Annotated in this window: 16 protein-coding genes; 7 read left to right on the top strand and 9 right to left on the bottom strand. The window is 32.7% G+C overall.

Annotated elements, in window-relative coordinates; all coding sequences use genetic code 11:
- A complete protein-coding gene (locus ACRHNM_RS04085) occupies positions 1 to 2,163 on the bottom strand; it encodes a carboxy terminal-processing peptidase (RefSeq protein WP_431134021.1) in 2,163 nt (720 codons plus the stop codon).
- A 214-nt stretch (positions 2,164 to 2,377) separates the two neighbouring features.
- Here ACRHNM_RS04085 and surE point away from each other — a divergent pair, with 214 nt between their 5' ends.
- The 5 genes from surE to ACRHNM_RS04060 all read left to right on the top strand — a co-directional run bounded on the left by surE (position 2,378) and on the right by ACRHNM_RS04060 (position 7,210).
- The gene (gene surE, locus ACRHNM_RS04080; protein WP_431133929.1) at positions 2,378 to 3,154 is read left to right on the top strand and encodes a 5'/3'-nucleotidase SurE; all 777 of its coding nucleotides are present in this window, start codon (positions 2,378 to 2,380) and stop codon (positions 3,152 to 3,154) included.
- Positions 3,144 to 3,428 (top strand): hypothetical protein, encoded by a 285-nt coding sequence (locus ACRHNM_RS04075; protein ID WP_431133927.1) that lies wholly within the window; start codon positions 3,144 to 3,146, stop codon positions 3,426 to 3,428. The genes surE and ACRHNM_RS04075 overlap by 11 nt, the downstream gene beginning before the upstream one ends.
- Positions 3,429 to 4,538, top strand: a complete 1,110-nt coding sequence (gene lpxB, locus ACRHNM_RS04070) for a lipid-A-disaccharide synthase (protein WP_431133925.1) — start codon at positions 3,429 to 3,431, stop codon at positions 4,536 to 4,538. It begins immediately after the preceding gene.
- Positions 4,539 to 4,613: 75 nt separating this feature from the next.
- On the top strand, positions 4,614 to 5,135 hold the full coding sequence (locus ACRHNM_RS04065) for a C40 family peptidase (protein WP_431133923.1): 522 nt from the start codon (positions 4,614 to 4,616) through the stop codon (positions 5,133 to 5,135).
- Between the two features lie 41 nt (positions 5,136 to 5,176).
- Positions 5,177 to 7,210, top strand: coding sequence for a ComEC/Rec2 family competence protein (locus ACRHNM_RS04060; protein ID WP_431133921.1), 2,034 nt, complete (start codon positions 5,177 to 5,179; stop codon positions 7,208 to 7,210).
- Between the two features lie 8 nt (positions 7,211 to 7,218).
- On the opposite strand, the gene ACRHNM_RS04055 is transcribed toward ACRHNM_RS04060, so the two are convergent.
- The 3 genes from ACRHNM_RS04055 to ACRHNM_RS04045 form a co-directional block, all read right to left on the bottom strand.
- Positions 7,219 to 7,773: a thioredoxin family protein gene (locus ACRHNM_RS04055; protein WP_431133919.1), complete on the bottom strand. Its 555-nt coding sequence runs from the start codon at positions 7,771 to 7,773 to the stop codon at positions 7,219 to 7,221.
- Positions 7,774 to 7,859: 86 nt separating this feature from the next.
- A complete protein-coding gene (locus tag ACRHNM_RS04050; protein WP_431133917.1) occupies positions 7,860 to 9,641 on the bottom strand; it encodes a peptide MFS transporter in 1,782 nt (593 codons plus the stop codon).
- Positions 9,642 to 9,714: 73 nt separating this feature from the next.
- Positions 9,715 to 11,283: a peptide MFS transporter gene (locus ACRHNM_RS04045; protein ID WP_431133915.1), complete on the bottom strand. Its 1,569-nt coding sequence runs from the start codon at positions 11,281 to 11,283 to the stop codon at positions 9,715 to 9,717.
- A 199-nt stretch (positions 11,284 to 11,482) separates the two neighbouring features.
- Between ACRHNM_RS04045 and ACRHNM_RS04040 the strand changes: the two genes are divergently transcribed.
- Entirely contained in the window at positions 11,483 to 12,790 is a 1,308-nt protein-coding gene (locus tag ACRHNM_RS04040; protein ID WP_431133913.1) for a hydroxymethylglutaryl-CoA reductase, degradative, read from the top strand.
- On the top strand, positions 12,790 to 13,734 hold the full coding sequence (locus tag ACRHNM_RS04035) for a GYDIA family GHMP kinase (RefSeq protein ID WP_431133911.1): 945 nt from the start codon (positions 12,790 to 12,792) through the stop codon (positions 13,732 to 13,734). Before ACRHNM_RS04040 ends, ACRHNM_RS04035 begins: the two co-directional genes overlap by 1 nt.
- Positions 13,735 to 13,779: 45 nt before the next feature.
- Here the strand turns inward: ACRHNM_RS04035 and ACRHNM_RS04030 are convergent, their stop codons facing one another.
- The 5 genes from ACRHNM_RS04030 to ACRHNM_RS04010 all read right to left on the bottom strand — a co-directional run bounded on the left by ACRHNM_RS04030 (position 13,780) and on the right by ACRHNM_RS04010 (position 20,950).
- Positions 13,780 to 15,933 carry a SurA N-terminal domain-containing protein gene (locus ACRHNM_RS04030; protein WP_431133909.1) on the bottom strand — a complete coding sequence of 718 codons (2,154 nt, stop codon included), beginning with the start codon at positions 15,931 to 15,933 and terminating at the stop codon, positions 13,780 to 13,782.
- 200 nt (positions 15,934 to 16,133) lie between these two features.
- Positions 16,134 to 17,423: a hemolysin family protein gene (locus tag ACRHNM_RS04025; RefSeq protein WP_431133907.1), complete on the bottom strand. Its 1,290-nt coding sequence runs from the start codon at positions 17,421 to 17,423 to the stop codon at positions 16,134 to 16,136.
- Positions 17,424 to 17,671: 248 nt separating this feature from the next.
- On the bottom strand, positions 17,672 to 18,244 hold the full coding sequence (gene lptC, locus ACRHNM_RS04020) for an LPS export ABC transporter periplasmic protein LptC (RefSeq protein ID WP_431133905.1): 573 nt from the start codon (positions 18,242 to 18,244) through the stop codon (positions 17,672 to 17,674).
- Positions 18,245 to 19,627: a tetratricopeptide repeat protein gene (locus ACRHNM_RS04015; RefSeq protein WP_431133903.1), complete on the bottom strand. Its 1,383-nt coding sequence runs from the start codon at positions 19,625 to 19,627 to the stop codon at positions 18,245 to 18,247.
- 15 nt (positions 19,628 to 19,642) lie between these two features.
- Positions 19,643 to 20,950 (bottom strand): hypothetical protein, encoded by a 1,308-nt coding sequence (locus ACRHNM_RS04010; RefSeq protein WP_431133901.1) that lies wholly within the window; start codon positions 20,948 to 20,950, stop codon positions 19,643 to 19,645.
- Between the last annotated feature and the right edge of the window lie 2 nt (positions 20,951 to 20,952).

Below are 20,952 nucleotides of genomic sequence, written 5' to 3'. Positions count from 1 at the left end.
TTAATTTTTTACAGAAGTCGCTACTTTTGTTTTAATTCCGTAAGTCATTTTTAAATCGTTTAATACGTTAAGTGCTTCTTCGATATAAACATCTTTGCTTAAACTTGCATGCCAACGTTCTCGTTTTTCTCTTAAAACTGAATCTTTTTCGATGAGTTTTAACTCCTGAGATAAAGAGTTAAAAGTAAGGTTTGTTTGATATTTAGAGAGCTCTTCAAAACGTTTAGCTTCTTTTTCACTAACATCTAATGAAGCTCTGTAATCATCATAGTTTAAAGAAAACAATTCTTTATCTCTTATTTTCTTTACCCATTTTGCATTTTCATCAATAAGTTTTAATTGCTCATTGTTAGCCATACGTTCTTTACTCTTAGCTATTGTGGTATCATAGTCAAAATAGCTGTCCCACACATCGTATTGCGCTGGCTCAATCTGACTCCATGGTAATGGATTTTCCTCATTTTTTTCACCTATATCTATATAGCTATATCGGTTTGGTATAACGACATCACTTTTAACACCTTCTAATTGATTTGAACCTCCATTGATTCTATAGAATTTTTGAATCGTCATTTTTAGAGCACCAACATCACCACTGGTATTGTTTCTAACCATACGATTTAAGTCTACAACGGTTTGAACTGTTCCTTTTCCGAAAGTTTGATCACTACCAATAATGATTGCTCTTTTGTAATCTTGCATTGCAGCCGCTAAAATTTCAGAAGCTGAAGCAGAAAACTCATTAACTAAAATTACCAAAGGCCCATCCCAAACTATAGATCGATCTCTATCCATCAACACTTCTTTAGGTTCTCCAGATGTTTTAACTTGTACCACAGGACCTTCTTTGATAAAAAATCCTGCCATATCGACAACTGTTTGTAAAGATCCTCCACCATTATTTCTAAGATCAAGAACGAGACCTTCTATGCCTTCTGCTTTTAATCTTTCAATTTCTATTTTTACATCAGATGCTGCATTGCGATTATTAACATCATCAAAATCGACATAAAACCTTGGTAAATCGATGATACCAAACTTTTTACCATCTTTAATAACTGTAGATGATTTTGCATATGTTTCACCCATTTCTACAACATCTCTTGTAATTGTAATATCTTGAATTGAGCCATCTACTTTTTTTACAGTTAATGTTACATCAGTACCTTTTGGCCCTTTAATAAACTTGACCGCTTCACTGGTACGCATACCAACAACATTAAGTGCTTCTTCTTCATCTTCTTGTTTCACTTTTAGAATCTGATCTCCTACCTCAAGTTCTTTTTGTCTCCAAGCAGGTCCTCCTGCAATAACTTCCATAATGGTTATAACGTCCATTTTCTTTTGAAGTCTAGCTCCAATACCTTCAAAATTACCAGATATATCCGCATCAAAACGTTCTTTATCTTCAGGTTCGTAGTAAGCTGTGTGAGGATCATATTCACGAACAATAACATTTATATAGACAGATAACAAATCTTTTCTCTGTCTATCTTCCATATACTCGTATAATTCATCTAGTGATTTTAAAGTAATATCACGTGCTTCTTTTTCAATCTCTGCTAAAGATTTTTTAGGACTATCTGTTTTTTTGTCTTCAGAGTTTGTCTCTTCAACAAGCTTATCTTCTCTGTTTTGCTGAGAAATTAAATCGTCATAATTCGCAATAGTTGAGAATTTGAGTTGATGTCTCCAACGTTCTTTTAAATCTTTCTTAGTTGTAACATAAGCCAAATCATCATAATCTGTAGAAAAATCTTCATCTATTGAAAAGTCAAATGGATTTTCTAATACTTCTTTATAAATCTCCTTAGATTCTGCTAATCTTTGTACATAACGCTCATAAGTTAAATTAAAGAAAGATAGGTCATAAGCTTTAATTTGGTCATCCAATTCCGTTTTATACTTTTCAAACTCTTCAATATCTGAGGCATAGAAATAGCGCTTTAAAGGGTCTAGCTGTTCTAGATACTCATCAAACATTTCCAATGAAAAATCATCATTAATATCCTGTGGATTAAAATGTGTTTCGTCAAGTAAATAAGTCACTAATTGAACAATTAACTTATCCTTATTTGGGTCTTCAAACTTTTTAGATGTAAAACTGCAGGAAGCGAAAGCCAGCAGTAATACCAAAAGCAATAATTTATAATTTCTTTTCATAATATTTTTCATAGTTCATTTTTTATGTAACACAACATATTTAAAGTCATCAATCAATCAATATATGCAATGACATAGAATTTCATAATTTCTACTAAAGTAAAAGAAAAAACCATGCCAATAAAATCAAGTGCTACTAATTTTTTGTTAAACCTCTATTTATAGGATTTATAAGCGTGTTTGTTTACTTTTGTAAGAGTCAAAAAAAAGATTTATGTCGAAAAAACCTCTTATTCTAGTTACCAATGATGATGGTATAACAGCTCCAGGTCTCAGAACGTTAATAGACGTCATGAACACTCTTGGAGACGTTGTTGTTGTTGCTCCTGACAGTCCTCAAAGCGGAATGGGTCACGCCATAACAATAAACTCTACTTTGCATGTTGAAAAAGTATCTATAGATGAAGGTCCTCAAGAAGAATATAGCTGTTCTGGAACTCCTGTCGATTGTGTAAAATTTGCTGTAAAGCAACTTTTAGGCAGACGACCTGATTTATGTGTGTCTGGAATTAATCATGGCTCTAATTCGTCAATAAATGTCATCTATTCAGGCACCATGAGTGCTGCAATTGAAGCTGGTGTTGAAGGTATTCCTGCTATTGGATTTTCGCTCTGTGATTATAAATGGAGTGCTAATTTTGATGCTTGTATGACTTATGTTAAAACGATTGCCAAAAATGTACTTGAACACGGTTTAGATAGTGGTACTATACTCAATGTAAATTTTCCAAACTTGGATAAAAAAGAAATAAAAGGCATTAAAATATGTCGACAAGCCAAAGCCAATTGGCAGGAAGAATTCGACAAACGAACTAATCCTCAAGGAAGAGAGTATTATTGGTTAACAGGGAAATTTGTAAACCTTGACCAAGGAAAAGACACAGATGAATGGGCTTTAGCTAATGGCTACGTATCTGTTGTTCCAGTTCAATACGACCTAACTGCTCATCACAGTATTCAACAATTAAATACATGGACATTTGAAGAATAAAGAAATTATCTTAGGAATAAGCATTGGTTTAGTTGCCAGTGCTATCGGATTGACATTATCACTATTATTTTTTGGTTCTGGAGATTCTATTAGCAACTCATTACATATTGCTCTTGCTCAAGGCGTGTTTACTAAATTGGTAAGTATTGGTGCGCTTTTAAATTTAGGAGCTTTCTTTTTATACTTAAACACAAACAAAGAATCACGAGCAAAAGGCGTACTTATAGCAACAATTATTGTAGCTTTAATAACCATTATTATTAGATTTTTTTAGATGAAATATTACATCATTGCTGGCGAAGCCTCTGGTGACTTACATGGTTCCAATTTGATGAAAGCATTATTACAACAAGATGCGAATGCTGAATTTAGATTTTGGGGAGGCGAACTTATGCAAGCAGTTGGTGGTACTTTGGTAACACATTACAAGGATCGTTCTTTTATGGGTTTTGCTGAAGTGTTTTTTAACCTTCGGAAAATTTTGGGATTAATTTCCTTCTGCAAAAAAGACATTGAAAACTATCAACCAGACGTCATTGTTTTTATTGATAACTCAGGATTTAATCTACGAATTGCAAAATGGGCAAAAGAAAAAAATTATAAAACTCATTACTATATTTCTCCTCAGGTTTGGGCATCTAGAGCCAGTCGTATAGAAAAAATAAAACGTGATGTCGATGCCATGTATGTTATTCTTCCGTTTGAAAAAGAATTTTATGCTAAATATGACTACGATGTACACTTTGTTGGACATCCATTAATTGATGCTATTTCAGACAGACAACAAGTTGACGAAAAGACTTTTAGAAACGATTATAATCTTAGCGACAAGCCTATTATTGCATTATTGCCTGGAAGCAGAAAACAAGAAATCAAAAAAATGCTTGGCGTTATGCTCAGTTTGGTTAATGATTTTAAAGACTTTCAATTTGTAATCGCTGGAGCACCTAGCCAAGATTTTAGTTTTTACAGCCCATTTATGAAACAAGATAATGTAGCTTTTATATCAAATAAAACCTATGACTTACTAAGTGTATCTCATGCGGCTTTAGTAACATCAGGAACTGCAACATTGGAAACCGCTTTGTTTAAAGTCCCTCAAGTGGTTTGTTATAAAGCAAATGCTATTTCATATCAAATTGCAAAACGAATTATCACCTTAAAATTTATTTCTCTGGTTAATTTAATAATGAATCGTGAAGTGGTTACCGAATTAATTCAGGGTGATTTAAACAAAAAACGACTTAAAAAAGAATTAGAAAAGATTCTAAGTGATAAAGAACGGATTCGATTGTTTATTGATTACTATGATTTAGAAAAAAAATTAGGAGGAAAAGGTGCCAGTACAAACGCAGCGAAGCTAATATTTGATAGTTGTAAATAACATTGTTAAAAACCAAAACTTAATTTCTTAGGCTAATCAAATCAAATATCTATTTTTGAGAATTAATCGTAGTTCATGAAAAAAATACTCCTACTTCTTGTATTATGTATCAGTTTTGGAAGTTGCAATTCTTCCAAAGGCATAAAAACCAAAAAGTCTAAAACGACTAAAGTCAGCACAAAAAAAACAAATAACACCTATTCTTCTCCCTCTAAAACCATCATAAGCATTATTGATTACGCTCAAACTTTTGAAGGCACACGATACAAATATGGAGGCACTACAAAACGAGGTATGGATTGTTCCGGACTTATCGTAACAGCGTTCCAGAAAGAAAACATCAAGTTACCTAGAACAACAGCAGACCTTAAAAACACAGGAGATTGGATTGATGTAAATGACGTTAAAGAAGGGGATCTCTTATTCTTTGCTACAAAAAAGAACAGTCGAAAAGTAAATCACGTTGGTATTGTTACCAAAAGCAGACCTGGCTACGTAGAGTTTATTCATTCAACAACCAGTAAAGGTGTTATTATTTCTAATTTATCAGAACGTTATTGGTACTTAGCTTATGTTCAGGCAAGACGCGTAATGTAGATTATTTTCTATTTTTATAGATTATTTACTATATTGAGGGTGTGAAAACGCTCAATTTTATAATTATTAAGTTAACATTCTGCTTACTGGCAGGCATTCTCTTTTCTCATTTTTTTATAATCACTTTAAGTGATGCGCTATATGCTGCAATCGGATTGGTTATTATTGCATTAATAGCATATCGTCATGCTGCCAGATCACTACAAAAAACGATTTGGTTCGGATTAGCAATCTATACATTAATGTTCACTCTGGGTATCGTAACCTACAACACACACAACCCTAAAAATCATACTCATCATTATAGTAACATTAAAAGTTCAGAGAACACGATGTCTCATGCTATAACTTTAAGAATTAAAGAACGTCTTAAATCAACTCGATATCACAATAAATACATAGTAGAATTATTAAAAATCAATGAAAAACATGTTCGAGGAAAAATTCTACTAAACATCCAAAAGGATACCATCACAAAACGGTATAAAGTTGATGACGTCTTATTAATTCATTCAGAATTTGAAGCTATTAGAAGTCCGTTAAATCCAAATCAGTTCAACTATAAAGATTATTTAGAAAAGCAATATATCTATCACCAACTGTTTACAGAACACCATTCTATTTTTGAAATATCTTCTCTAAGAAAAACTATTTTTGGTTATGCAGATGCCTTAAGACAAACCATCAACAAACGATTAAATACTTTTGACTTTAAACCAGAGGAATTAGCCATTATAAATGCACTTATACTTGGCCAGCGACAAGATATGGATCGTGATATGTATACCAATTATGCCAATGCTGGAGCTGTACATATTTTAGCAGTGTCTGGACTTCATGTTGGCATTATACTAATGCTGCTCAACTTTATTCTGAAGCCTTTAGAAAGCCTAAAACGAGGCAATGCCATTAAGGTTACAAACATTCTGCTTTTACTGTGGAGTTTTGCAGTTGTAGCAGGCTTATCTGCTTCAGTAACAAGAGCAGTAACCATGTTTAGTATTGTTGCTATAGCGATGCATTTGAAGCGACCAACAAACATCTACAATACCTTATGTATTTCTATATTTATTTTGCTATTGGTAAAACCGATGTTCTTATTTGATGTTGGGTTTCAAATGAGTTATTTAGCGGTATTTGCAATCGTTTCCATTCAACCGTTAATTTATAAATTATGGCAGCCTAAATGGAAGGTTACTAATTATTTCTGGCAGATATGTACAGTAACATTAGCTGCTCAATTAGGAGTTGCTCCAATTAGTTTATTTTATTTTCATCAATTTCCTGGCTTATTTTTTATTTCTAACCTCGCTATTATTCCGTTTTTAGGATTGATTTTAGGGTTTGGGATTTTAGTGATTGTATTATCTCTTTTAAATAGCCTTCCAGAAGTATTAGCTAATGCCTACGGAAGTATCATCAGTTCTATGAATTATGTGGTGTCTTGGGTTTCTAAACAAGAACGTTTCCTCATTACAAATATTTCATTTGAAATAACACATGTGATTGCTACTTATCTTTTTTTACTAACCGCGATTTTAGTGTTTAAGAAATTTCTTTTCAAACGAATCCTGTTTTTTTTAGCTTCAATAGTAATCATCCAAAGTGTTATGATCTATACAAAAAATAAATATAGCTCTGAGGCTTTTATCATCTTCAATAAAAGCAGATATAGTATCTTCGGAAAAAAACAAAATAACAAACTAATCATATGGCACAATTTAAATCGTGATGCCATAAGAAACGAGTCTATGATTAGCGATTATACCGTTGGAAACTTTATAACTTCTATTGAGTATGATTCCTTATATGATGTTTACAAAACACCTCACAAGACACTTTTGGTTATTGATAGCCTTAGCGTTTACAAGGTGAGTTTTAAACCAGACTATATATTGTTACGAAATTCGCCAAGAGTAAATCTAAAACGCGTTATCGATTCTCTAAAACCAGAACTCATCATTGCTGATGGCAGTAATTATAAATCTTATATCAAACGTTGGAAAACAACTTGTTTAAAAGAAAAACTCCCTTTTCATCAAACCAATGAAAAAGGAGCCTTTGTTATAAAGTAACGTATTAATTATTGTTTGAATTCAGGTTTAAAAGCTGAATAATATGCATTAAATTCTTCTTGAGTTGTCATTGATTTGTAGTCATCTCCCAAAAACAATTTGAGATACAATTCAAGTTGTTGTGGTTTTTGATAACCTCTAATTGGGGAAATCACTTTTCCATCGACATCAAAAAAGACAATAGTTGGGTAAGCACTCACTTTAAGATAGCGTGTTAAATCATGAACACCATTTCTTCTGTTTTTTAATTCCGCTTTATAGTTTGGGTTCGTAAATGTTCTTCCATCATAATTTACAGAAGAATCCCCTTCAGCATCAAATTTAACAGCATAATAGTTTTTGTTTACAAACTCCACAACATCTTTGTTATGGAATGTATTTTTATCCAACATTTTACATGGACCACACCAATTTGTGTAAACATCCATCATAATTTTCTTTGGGTTTTTCTTTTGAAGTTCTAAAGCTTCTTCAAAAGTTACCCAGTTTATTTCTTGCATTTGACCGAAACTATTAACCGAAGTTAATAACGCTATAGTGAATATATAAATTAATTTTTTCATAATAAATGTGTTGCAATTTCTGTTCCGAACTTACAAAAAATGCTCCAAAAACAGAGCATTTTAAGTTATTTTAACGATTTACTCGATTATCGGACACCATGCATGAGTCTTTTGAGAAGCGGATTTAAAACCATAGAAATAAAACCAAATGCAACAGGAACTAATGTAAAAATCAAAAAGAACGTACTTAATGAATATTCTTCAGTGATCTTATCAATCATTCCTCCCATTGTTCCTGCTGCTTTTTGTCCGATAGCAATAGCTAAATACCAAATACCAAACATAAAGCCAATCATTCGTCCTGGCACTAATTTACTCAAATACGATAATCCAACTGGAGAAATACACAACTCTCCCATAGTATGCAATAAATAAGCTAGAATTAAGAATATCATACTTACAGATGCTGTTTTGGCACCTTGCGGAATTCCTAAAGTACCAAATACTAAAATACCAAAACCTAAACCTAAAAGCATTAAACCAATACCATATTTCATTGCTGCACTCGGATTGTATTTGCTTTCCCACCATTTTGAAAACATAGGAGCTAAAGTGATAATAAAAAATGAGTTCAAAATTCCAAACCATGTTGCAGGAACTTCGGTAGCATCTTTACTGAATTCATTATTGATTTTGTAGTAGACAATGTACCAAAGAAAAGCAAATGAAATACCAAGTATAATATTAGAATATGGGATTTTAGCAAATGTCTTTTTAAACAATAAGTATAATACCCATGTAATGATAGCTAAAGGACCAACAGTAAGAATCAAATCAACTATTTTAAAAACCATAGCAGAATTTCCTGTTAAAGCACGTTCTGTGTAGTCTCTGGCAAATAATGTCATTGATCCTAAAGCTTGTTCAAAAGCCGCGAAAAATATAACTGTAAAAATACCAAAGACAGATACTGCTATAATTTTATCTCTTACAACTCTTGAATACCTAGAGATTCTTGTAATAATTAAATATAAAAATAAAACTAATGCCAATAAAACAGTTGCATTAGAACCATCTAGACCACCAATTTTGAAATTTAGAAAGTTAACATTTGCTATCTTAGACATTGGGTCGTTAATTAAATACAAGAAACCTCCTAGAGAAGATAATAAAATCAAAACCTTGTCAACAGTTGTAAATGGATTTGTTTTTATATCACTAGTGGCATCGTGTTCTTTAGGGTTTTCTTCGTTAATATTTTGAGGCAGCTCTACCTCGTGAATTTTAGAAGGTTTTTCTCCAATTTGTCCGAAAAAGTCTTTTGCTAACCAAAATTGAATCAATCCTAAAAGCATAAAAATACCTGCCAAACCAAATCCATAACTCCATCCAATATTTTCAGCTAAATAACCACAGAGCATCATTCCAAAAAATGCGCCAGCATTCACACCCATATAATAAATGGTATAGGCACCATCTTTTTTAGATTCTTTACCTTTATACATTTCTGAAATCATAGAGGTCATATTAGGCTTAAAAAATCCAGTTCCAATAACCAAAAGTGCTAAACCAATATAAAGAGAAGAAGTGGTTTCAAAAACCATAGCTGCATGACCAAGCATCATAATAAAACAACCTATAATTACAGCCCATTTATATCCTGTGAACTTGTCAGCTAACCATCCACCAACAATTGGAGTTAAATACAGTAAGGAGCCATAAGTACCAATTAAGGCTAAAGCATGTTCTCTCGGCCATTCCCAACCTGGATTATCACTTAAAATTGGAGCTGTTAAAAACAGAACTAAAAGAATTCGCATTCCATAGAATGAGAAACGTTCCCACATTTCAGTAAAAAAAATGATAAATAAGCCAGCAGGATGTCCAATGACTTTATCTTTAAAAAGGTTTTCGATATCAGTATTCATAAAAGAAAGATTAGTTAGAAAAAGAAAAACCTTTGCACTCTAAAGCACAAAGGTTCTTATAAAAAATTTTGAATTAGTTATGAAGATCTGGATCTGCAAGTTCAAAGCCTTCAGCTTCGTCATTATGCATTTCGCGTTCATTATCTTCTGCTCCATGTGTTAGACGCTTTAAAGGCTTCAATAATAATATAAATAATGAACCTATAATTACCGTAAACACTAAAATTCCTAAGAAAATGGTATATTCACCAAAATCACTAGCCGCTTCACCAACGATACCAGCTACTTTACTTCCTAAACCAGTTGCAGCAAAATAAACGCCCATCATTAGAGATGCATATTTTACAGGTGTAAGTTTAGTTATAAATGAGAGTGCCACAGGAGATAAACATAGCTCTCCTATTGTATGGAATAAATATGCTAATACTAACCAAATCATACTAGATGTTCCTGACTTTTCAAACTCCATTGCAGCAAAAACCATAAAAAGGAATCCAAATCCCATAATGATAATACCAACAGCCATTTTAAATAAGGAAGATCCTTCTTTGCCTTTTAATTTTCGCTTAGCCCAAATAGAAGCAACAAGAGTTGCAAAAAGAATAATAAAGCCTGCATTTAAACTTTGAAACATTACTGTTGGAATTTCCCATCCAAATAAAACTCTATCAACCTTTGATTCTGTATACAAATTCATTAATCCACCAGCTTGCTCAAATGCTCCCCAAAATACAATTACCATAATAAATGATAGTAATAAAACCATAAACCGATCTTTGAAAATTTGAGAATCCAATTCTTTATAAATCATCATCAATAGTGAAATTACTGCTGTAAGAAACACAAATAGTAATCCATAACCCCATTCTAAGGCATACCAACCATAGAGTGAAATCAATAATAAAATAACTGTAAACATTAATTGAGTTGGTGACTTTAATAATTTCCCATAAAGCTTACCATAAGAGATTTCATTAGGATCATCTTTTTTAGGTGGCTCATAATTTCCGACCTGTGTCAAATATTTTTGACCAGCTACATAGTTGATTAATCCTATCAACATCACAATACCTGCTAATCCAAAACCAGCATGCCAACCCCATTCTGCAACAACCAAACCTACAATCATTGTAGCCAGTAAAGAGCCTAAATTAATTCCTATATAAAAAATACTAAATCCTTTATCTCTTCGAATATCACCTTCTTTATATAATCCTCCTACCATTGTAGAAATGTTGGGCTTTAAAAGTCCGACACCAAGAATTACAAGTCCTAAACCTGTATAAAAAGCCCAAATATCTGTTAGCACTAAAACGCCATGCCCAAGACATAATACGATAGCTCCAACCAAAACAGCTTTCTTTTGACCAATAAGTTTATCTGCTATCATTCCTCCAGGAATAGACATGACATATACCAGCATAGTATACCAGCCATAGAGGGCTAAAGCTTCTTTACTTGTCCAACCTAATCCTGCACCTCTATCGTCACCAATAGTTTCAGTAGTCATATATAGCACTAAAAGTGCTCGCATTCCATAGTAGGAAAAACGTTCCCACATTTCCGTTAAAAATAAAATATACAACCCTATAGGTTGTCCGAAAAGCTCCTTTTGATGAGGTTTCAATGCAGTTGTTGACATATAATTTTAGTGTTAGTTAGTATTTTTATTATTCTTGACTTCTCATTCAAGAACCATGCTATTTTTTGATAAAAATATGTCAAGTTTACTAAAAATTAAGCAAAAAACCCTAACTATTAACAGTTAAATGTTTAATAACAGCAACGGTAAAGAGAATTACATACAAGAATAGTATCTTTGTATCCTTAAATTCAAGTTAATGCAAAAAACGATTACTGGTTTTTCTAAATTATCTAAATCTGAAAAAATTGATTGGATTGTCAACTCTTATTTCAGAAACAACAACAGTGCTAAAACTATTTTAATGCAGTATTGGAATAGTGATTCTAAACTTCAATCTTTACATGATGAATTTATAGAAAACACGATTACCAACTATTATTTACCACTTGGAGTTGCGCCGAACTTTTTAATTAACGGACAAACCTACACAATCCCAATGGCTATTGAGGAAAGTTCTGTTGTTGCTGCCGCTAGTAAAGCTGCAAAATTCTGGTTTGATCGTGGTGGATTTAAAGCTGAAGTCATTTCTACAACAAAAATTGGACAAGTTCATTTTACTTACGATGGACATACTAAAGAATTAATATCGTTTTTTAATTCTATAAAATCTAAATTCTTCAAAGACACCTCTTCAATTACAAAAAGTATGGAGAAACGTGGTGGAGGTATTCTAGATATTGAACTTAGAGATAAAACCTCAGATCTCACAAACTACTATCAATTACACGCTACTTTTGAAACCATGGATGCCATGGGAGCAAATTTTATAAATAGTTGCTTAGAACAATTCGCAACAACTCTAAAAACTGAAGCTAAAGCTTTTTTGACTGGTAATATTCATATTATCATGAGTATTTTATCTAATTATGTACCTGATTGTCTCGTTAGAGCTGAAGTAAGTTGTAAGGTGGAAGATTTAACTGAAAATCCAGATATAGCACCTCAAGCATTTGCCGATAAATTTATTCAGGCCGTTAATATAGCTGAAATTGAACCTTATCGAGCTGTAACACACAACAAAGGCATTATGAATGGTATTGATGCTGTAGTTCTAGCAACTGGAAATGATTTTAGAGCTGTTGAAGCTGGAGTTCATGCTTATGCTTCAAGAAACGGAACTTATAGCAGTTTAACACACGCTGAAGTAAACGATGGTGTTTTCAAATTTTGGATGGAGATTCCTTTGGCGCTTGGAACTGTTGGAGGATTAACTAGTTTGCATCCTTTGGTCAAACTAGCTTTAGAAATGATAGGGAATCCTTCAGCCAAAGAATTGATGCAAATTGTAGCTGTTGCTGGATTAGCACAAAATTTTGCTGCACTACGCTCTCTGACTACTACCGGAATTCAGGAAGGCCACATGAAAATGCATCTTATGAATATATTAAATCAGTTTGAAGCCACTCCCGAAGAAAAGGAAACACTGATATCACATTTTAAAACCAATACCGTAACGCATAGTTCAGTAGTGGATGCTATAAATAACTTAAGAGCCAACAAATAGTGAAAAATTATTATAGCCATGGAAAACTACTTCTTACTGGAGAATACGTCGTTCTTGATGGTGCATTATCGCTAGCCATTCCAACAAGATTTGGACAAAATTTAAGGGTTGAACATAATGCTTTTGGCAACTTGCATTGGACCAGTCTTGATGAAAAAGGACAGGTTTGGTTTGAAGAGACATTTAAGATTACTGATAATGGCGTTCATCAAAAAGTTAAGAATGACAATTCTATTTCTAATCGTTTACAACACTTATTAAACGTAACCAAAAGTCTTAGTTCTGATTTTCTGAATGATGACAAAGGTTATAAAGTGACAACACAATTTGAATTTCCAAAAAACTGGGGCTTAGGCACTTCTTCTACTTTAATTAATAATATAGCAAATTGGGCAAATATCAATCCGTATACATTACTCAAGTTAACATTTGGCGGAAGCGGTTATGACGTTGCGTGTGCTGAGGCAAACAGCCCTATTACTTACACAATCGAAGATCATGAGATCCTAAACCTGGTTCAAGATGATAAAAAAATAAAAATACAATCTGTAAACTTTAACCCTTCCTTTAAAGACAACCTTTATTTTGTTCATTTAAATAAAAAACAAAATAGTCGAGATGGCATTGCTCAATATAGAACTAATACTTCAGATTTAAAGCAAGAGATAGAATACATCAATGGTATTACACAAGAAATGATTCATTGTAATTCATTAGAACAATTTCAAAAACTCATGGATACTCATGAAGAAATTATTTCAAAAATTGTAAATCTAAAACCTGCTAAAGAACAGCTTTTTGAAGATTTTAATGGTAGTATTAAAAGTCTTGGAGCTTGGGGTGGTGATTTTGTTTTAGCAGCTTCTAATGACAACTCTATTCAATATTTTAAAGAGAAAGGATTTCCCACCATTATACCATATGAGGATATGATTTTAAAATAAAAAAGCTCCACCCAAAGTGAAGCTTTTTTTAATCAATTTTAAAGACTAGAAGAATCTAGCTCTGTTATCTTCTATATCTGCAGTTTCTTTTAAGGCTTCATATACTTTAGTTTGTGCTGCATTTGTTCTTGTTGTACTTAAACGATTTGCAATAGCCTGATAATTATCTAATGTCGTTGCTTGGTTAATCTTAGTTACCTCAACAACATATACACCCTTATTTCCAGCAATTGGTTTAGATGCTTCTCCTTCTTGTAAGCCAAAAGCGGTCCCAACAACTTTTGGTTCTGCACCAGCACCTGACAAGGTTGGATTTTTCATATTTACAGCTGATGCTTTATTAGTCGCTTTATTCTGATTTTTTGCGATTTCTGCAACTGTTGTTCCTGTAATTTCATCCATAATCATGGCTGCTTTTTTCTCGTTTCGTATTTCAGTAAGCACTGTTGCTGAAGCGCTCTCGGCATCCATTAATCCCTTTTTCGTTGCTTTAACAACTTGTACCACAGCATAACCTCCACTTGGAATAGAAAAACGCTTATAATCTCCTACTTTAGTTCCATCTTCAAAAGCCCAACGTACAATTGCTCTTTGACTTCCTAAGCCTGGAATATTTTCATCAAGAACTTTAATCCCGTTAACAGGTTTCGCAGTTAGTTCTCGTTCTTTAGCAGCTTCTTGAAAATCTTCTTTTTGCAATGCCAGCTCAAACTTAGATGCTTCAGTAAAGGTGGCATCAATTGTTTTTTCAGATGGCTCAATTGCACGTGCTATTGTAGCTACTTTTATTGCTCTGGATTTATTTTTCTGATCTAATATCTCTATAATATGAAATCCAAAAACTGTTTTAACAACACCAATGTCTCCTATTTCATTTTGAAATTCAAAATCGCTGAATGGTTTTACCATTTGAGTGATTGGATGAAAATCGTATTCACCACCATTATCAACACTTCCTTGGTCTGAAGAAAACTCAGTCACTAATTCGGGGAATTTAGAAGGATTAGCCGTAACAACAGTTTTTATACTATCTGCTAATGCTTTAGCATCTTCAACAGTTCTTGTAACATCTGGCTGAGCACTTTGTGCTCCCATATGCGGAATTAAAATATGTCTAACTTTAACTGAATCTGGCAATTGAGTTTCTGCTACAACTTTAGACAACTTGAAATACCCATCATCTTTATAAGGCCCATAAATTCCACCTACTTCCGTATTATAGATGGTATCTGCAGCAGTTTTAGGCAATTGAGCTTTAGTTACAAAAGCATCGTTGTAAGTAATATCTGAATTAGAATTGACAAAACTTTCGATGTCATTTGTATTCCTTAATCCAATAATTGTATCTGTAGTATTAGTCGCTTCATTAAATACAGCCTGATTATCTAATAATTTTAACAAATCAGCTTTAAGATTATTTTCATCTTCAACACTAGCAACTTCTTTAAATTCTACAAAGCTGATATCCCTTGTTGCTTCAACTTCATATTTATCTTTATGTTGACTGATGTATTTTGTGATATCTGATTTTGAAACCTCTACTAAACTATCTGCAATTGATGTGAAAGGAATTTGAACATAATTTAAGTCTCTTGTAGCGTTTTCTAACATATAGTCTACTTCTGCTTCTCCTAAAGTAGCATTAACACCTGCTTTCACCATAGCATAATAGGCTCTTTCTAGAGCTCCTAAAGCGATGTTGTTTTCTGTAGTAACCCATTGCTGATAATTTATTTGAAACGTACCTAACGGAGCACTTTGTCCGTTAAGCGCTTTTAAATTATTTACGAATTCCGTTAATTTATTTTCGTCAAAAACACCAGCTTCATTTTGAAGTTCAGGATAACTAGAAAAACTTTGTTTAAGCAAATCTTTCATTTGATCCTGCTCAACACTTAAACCAAGGTCTTCAAATTGAGATGCCATAATCGCTTTTCTCACTTCTTGATCATAAACTCTATTCATTGCTTGAGTTGAAGTAGAGTTTGGACCCAATTGATTTTGCATTTGCTCCACTCTGTTCATAAAGTCAGTCCTGTTGATATTTGTACCGTTAACGGTAGCAACTACATCTTGTGAACCTCCAAAAAGTGCATCACTGTTTCTAAACAAATCGGTAAGTACAAATGAGAACAATGCTAGTGCAATGATTAGAATCAAAAACAAAGAACGTTGTCTAATTTTATTTAAAACTGCCATTTTATGTATAATTTATCGAATAATAAGTGGGCGAAAATACCATTTTCTATTAAATAATAAAAGTAGAATTATGTTTTTATTACTTAAATAGCAAGGTATGTAGAAGTCTATGGGTGAGTGTCATGTTTTATCGTCTAAATACAACAGATTCATACGCTCACAAGAACTATTATTTGTGTGAATTGGCTTACTTTTTAAAACTAATCCTCTTCAACAATAAATAATTCAACAACATCTATTTTGGTTGAAGACACTTCTAAAATCTTAAATTTAAAAACACCAATAATTACAATATCACCTTCTTGAGGAATTTCTTCAGCTTCATCTACAATTAATCCTCCGAGCGTCTCATAGTTTTCGCCTTCCGGAAGGTCTAGCTTGTAGGTTTCATTAACATAATCAACTTCAAGTCGAGCTGAAAGTTTGTAGTGAATATCGTTGATTTTTTCTTCGATTAACTCCACACTATCGTGTTCGTCTTCAATTTCGCCAAAAAGTTCTTCCACAATATCTTCAACCGTCATGATGCCAGCCGTTCCTCCATACTCATCAATTACGACAGCGATACTTTTTCTCTTTTTAGTTAAAATGTTAAGTACGTCTTTAACTAACATCGTAGCAGGCACAAATACAACAGGTAATGTTATTGACTTTATAGATTTAGGTTTTTTAAATAGCTCAAACGAATGCACGTAACCCAAGATATCATCAATAGAATCTTGATACACCAGTATTTTTGACAATCCGCTATCAATAAACATAGTGCTTATATTTTTTATAGATTCCTTGACATCTACAGCAATAATTTCAGTTCGTGGCACCATAACTTCACGAGCTTTTACTTCAGAAAACTCTAACGCATTCTGGAAAATCTGAATTTCACTATCGACCTCATCGTGCTCTTCAACCGATTGCATTTGTTCGCTAATATAATTCCCCAGCTCAACTTTTGTCATTGCTAATTGTACATTATCTCCATCTGTTTTAAAAATTGTTTTTAAAACTTTATCTGAGATCCAGATGATAAATGAAGATAAAAACCAGAATAATAAATAAAATAAATATGCAGGAAATGCGAATATTTTCAAAAATGAATTGGCATAAATCTGAAAGAATACTTTAGGTAAAAATTCGGCTGTAATTAAAATAACGACTGTAGAGATAACCGTTTGTGTTAGCAGACTTAAATCATTAAGCAAATAGTTTAGAATCTGATAATCTGTAGGAAGCTTCGACTGAAACCATTCTACCAGAACATCTCCCATTAGAAACCCATACACTACTAATGCTATATTATTGCCTATAAGCATTGTTGCAATAAACTTAGAAGGCTTAGCTGTTAAACGTGTTAAAATTCCAGCAAGAAAATCACCTTGCTTTTTTTCTATTTCAATATGAATTTTATTGGACGATACGTAAGCAATCTCCATGCCTGAAAAAAAGGCCGAGAGTAATAACATTAGAATAATGATTAGGATGCTTAAGTCCATACTTACGTATTATTCTTGTCGTCAAATTTTTTCCTAAACCGTTTTCTGAAGAAAAACATAAATAAAGATAAAGCGGCAAAAACAAAAGAAATGTAAGATCTGTTGGTACCATCATTCCAACTGTCAATTCCGTCATAAATAAAAAGTACGGCAAAGAATAGGTATACGTATTGAAAAAACTGAAGTAGCTTCATTTTGATTGTAAATATTTGCTACAAAGATAGAGATGTTTTATTAAACTATTTTAACTATTCGTCTTTTAAAAGCATATCACCACTTCCTTCGAGAATGGTATAGTTTTTAAATTTAGTATCAGAATCAAAAATATTTCCTCTGCCATTATTAGACGTAGCAGATTTTAGTCTTACTTGTTGATTTGTAAATAACCATTCTCGTTTTTGATCGTAATATAATTGATTTGCAAAAAGGCTATCGTTTTGAGGTGTAATAAGAATCACATTACCTTGTAAATCGATCAAATCGGTTTTGTTATAGACAATAGCATAATCTGCCAGAATAATATTTTTTTCTCCATTTTCGTCATAAAGTGATAGGTTTACACCTTCGGGAAACTCAGAAAATGAAAATCCTCTGTTAGAGTAATCTAACATTTTAGGACTTTTAAGGTTTGCAATCACTTTACCGATAGAATCTTCTGCTTCAGTATATCTTAAATCTATATTTTTAGCTTCACCAATAGGTTGATTTTGTAGCACTCCTATTTGTTGAACTTCTTTAAAATTGTTCTTACATGAAAAAAACATAGTCACAGCAATTGCTGTGACTATGCGTTTATTTATATGTAAAAACTTAGGTTTCATCTAAAGGTTAGGAACTTTTACACTTCCACCAATCCAACAACCGATAGAGATTGTTGTTCCTGCATTTCCTGCTTCAAAAATTTCTGCCCTTGTTGGTGCATTTGCATTGTATGAATTAGCAGCCTGTTGTGCAGCCGATTTCATACTTGGATCTACTCTTCCTGCTTTTAAAGCTTCTTCAGCAGCATACCAAAATACAGCTCTTTTGTTAAAGTTAGTATCTCCACAATTATTTGCACTTTTTGCGTACATAGCTGCAATTTGCAAGTGTGGCTTTCCATCAGATGGATTAAGCTTTAACGCTTCTCTATAGTAGGTTCTTGCAGAACCATAACTTCCTTTGCTTTTGAACGTATTAGCAATACGATATGCTAACTTTCCTTTTTTGAAAGTATCTGTTTCTAAATCATAAGCTTGTTTAATGTATTTCTCTGCTTCATTATCTTTTCCTTGCTTATATAAAATAGTAGCCACAAAATACTTTGTATCTGAAGAAGGAGCTGTTGCATCATATGCTTTAACTAATTCGATGTATAAAGGATCATCAGTACATTCTTTATTATACATTCTGCTTACTGCTCTTTTTAACCAAACAGCATCATTCTTGTATGTTGGAAAGTCTTTCTGATACAATGGTATTAAATTTTCACAATTTGCTAACTGACCAAGATATGTGTCTAAACTTCCTGAAATTTTATCGTTAGCTTCTAAAGACTTTTGATAGAACGGCTTATATTTACCTTCATTTTTAGTTAATGCCTTTCCAGACTCTTCTTTTTCGATAAGTTTATTCAACTTAATTGTATAATCAGCATTAATCTTTTCTAATTGCTCAGATACATCATCATATTTATTAAAAACATCCTGAAGTGGTGCTTGTTCAGCTTTGAACAAATCTACAATCTTAGTAAAGTACACATATAAGCCTTTAGCACTTTTAAAGTGTTTTAAATCTTGCTTGTAAGCTTTATCAAAAGCATCATAGATTTGCTTATCTGTAAGCCCCATTTCTTTTTGGTTGTCGTACATTAATAATGCTTTATCAACAAGTACTTCACCAAGTTCATATTTACTTGGATAGTATTCCATACCTTGATCCCAAACCAGCATAAGGTCGTTAATGTAATCTAGCTTTTCTTGACCTGTAGAGTTTTCAATTTTATCTTTCAGTATTTTTTCACCATAAGCATAAATAGCATAACTAAACTTTGGGCATTTGTTTCTCACTTTCATCCAAGGTCCATAAGCCTCGTCATATTTTTTACTCTTAACGAAATCGCTCATTAAGGTTAAATTAAGCATACACTCCTCGTCTTGTTGAGCAAAACCAAAATTTGCTGTTAGAAACAAAGCAGCTAATACTAAAATAATTCTCGTTTTCATTATATTAATTTTATGTTAGTTATATTTTCTTTTTTCAAACCATCTATCATTTAATGACAGACTTAGTTGGAAACTCACAAAATTCTCTTGAATTAAATTTTGGTTCGTTGTACCTCTTCTGCCTACTTCTAATCCTAAGTTAGCATTTGAGAACCATTTCCCAACTGGTAGTCCAACTCCAAAAGATATGCCAAACTCATTTATTTTTTCATTATTAATTTCTAAACCTGTGTTTTCAAAGTGGATTCCAGCCCTGTAAGTAGCTCTTTTCCAGTAACTAGAAAAAGAATTATAATCTGGAATAAAAAACCCTCCAATTGCTATGCTAGATGCGTTTACAAAAGTAGCGTTATCGATTGTTACTATTGGATTTGAAAACTCACTTGTGTTTTGAAATGTATATTCAGCTCCTAAAAACCATTTTCTTGGCGCTCCGATTCCTGTTCCAAAAGAGAATCTGGATGGCAAGGTTAAATTGGTTTTGTCTAGACCTTGTGTTTCTAAATCTGCATTGATAGAATTTATAAGAAGCTCTTGTCCATTTTGTTCATTGATTAAAATGGTACCAAATATTCTGGTGTTACGCGATGTGATATCACTTTTAGGAGAGAAAGTAACTCCTGATTGCAATTCAAGCTCGTCGTTAACCTTGGTTTTATAAGTTAAACCTATATTAATGTTTAATCCACTAAGCTCTGATCTGTTTTCCTCTCTTGTTTGATATTGTATAGGTATTCCATCATCATATAAAAATGCGATAGCTGTATTTTGGATCGTACCAAAATTGTAATTAAAATCAATTCCTGCACTTAATTTATCTGTTATTTGATAACCGAAACCTACAAAAGCTTTATTTAATCCACCCTCGCCTCTATATCTATTTACAACCTGATTGTTGCTGTTCAAATCTTCTAGCTTATAACCAACAGAGGTGTAAGGTAAAATTCCTAAACCAAATCCAAGTTTTTTACCTAATGGCATTGACATTGCTACATAATCAACTGTGGTAGCACTTGTTTTTTCGCTACCAGAATCTGCTTTTAAATTGATGCTATTATGACTTGCAGCTATCGAAAATTTAACTGGACGATTTTCATTATTAAAAGTCTTTAAATCTGGACCTACATAGGAAGCAGGGTTTCTAAGGTTAACATGAATGCTATCAGTATAGATGCTTAATCCACCCATACTCCTATTTTCAACTGTACCCTTAAATTTTAAAGATCCTATTCCATAAAAAGAATATGGTGAAGCTGTGCCTTCTTGAGCATTCATTTGTAATGCAAAAAAAGCAACGAAAACTATTACAAGTTTTTTTATCATTA

It is taken from the genome of Psychroserpens mesophilus, assembly GCF_050617655.1.
In the GTDB taxonomy this organism is placed as follows: domain Bacteria; phylum Bacteroidota; class Bacteroidia; order Flavobacteriales; family Flavobacteriaceae; genus Psychroserpens; species Psychroserpens mesophilus_A.
The sequence above is the reverse complement of the archived record's forward strand: the minus strand, read 5'-3'. Positions and strand labels throughout refer to the sequence as shown.

What these genes read in the sequence shown, in the direction of transcription:
- ACRHNM_RS04010 (WP_431133901.1), bottom strand. Translation starts at nt 20,950, where the DNA reads ATGATAAAAAAACTTGTAATAGTTTTCGTTGCTTTTTTTGCATTACAA.
- ACRHNM_RS04015 (WP_431133903.1), bottom strand. Translation starts at nt 19,627, where the DNA reads ATGAAAACGAGAATTATTTTAGTATTAGCTGCTTTGTTTCTAACAGCA.
- ACRHNM_RS04030 (WP_431133909.1), bottom strand. Translation starts at nt 15,933, where the DNA reads ATGGCAGTTTTAAATAAAATTAGACAACGTTCTTTGTTTTTGATTCTA.
- lpxB (WP_431133925.1), top strand. Translation starts at nt 3,429, where the DNA reads ATGAAATATTACATCATTGCTGGCGAAGCCTCTGGTGACTTACATGGT.
- lptC (WP_431133905.1), bottom strand. Translation starts at nt 18,244, where the DNA reads ATGAAACCTAAGTTTTTACATATAAATAAACGCATAGTCACAGCAATT.
- ACRHNM_RS04050 (WP_431133917.1), bottom strand. Translation starts at nt 9,641, where the DNA reads ATGAATACTGATATCGAAAACCTTTTTAAAGATAAAGTCATTGGACAT.
- ACRHNM_RS04040 (WP_431133913.1), top strand. Translation starts at nt 11,483, where the DNA reads ATGCAAAAAACGATTACTGGTTTTTCTAAATTATCTAAATCTGAAAAA.
- ACRHNM_RS04045 (WP_431133915.1), bottom strand. Translation starts at nt 11,283, where the DNA reads ATGTCAACAACTGCATTGAAACCTCATCAAAAGGAGCTTTTCGGACAA.
- surE (WP_431133929.1), top strand. Translation starts at nt 2,378, where the DNA reads ATGTCGAAAAAACCTCTTATTCTAGTTACCAATGATGATGGTATAACA.
- ACRHNM_RS04055 (WP_431133919.1), bottom strand. Translation starts at nt 7,773, where the DNA reads ATGAAAAAATTAATTTATATATTCACTATAGCGTTATTAACTTCGGTT.
- ACRHNM_RS04025 (WP_431133907.1), bottom strand. Translation starts at nt 17,423, where the DNA reads ATGGACTTAAGCATCCTAATCATTATTCTAATGTTATTACTCTCGGCC.
- ACRHNM_RS04085 (WP_431134021.1), bottom strand. Translation starts at nt 2,163, where the DNA reads ATGAAAAGAAATTATAAATTATTGCTTTTGGTATTACTGCTGGCTTTC.
- ACRHNM_RS04065 (WP_431133923.1), top strand. Translation starts at nt 4,614, where the DNA reads ATGAAAAAAATACTCCTACTTCTTGTATTATGTATCAGTTTTGGAAGT.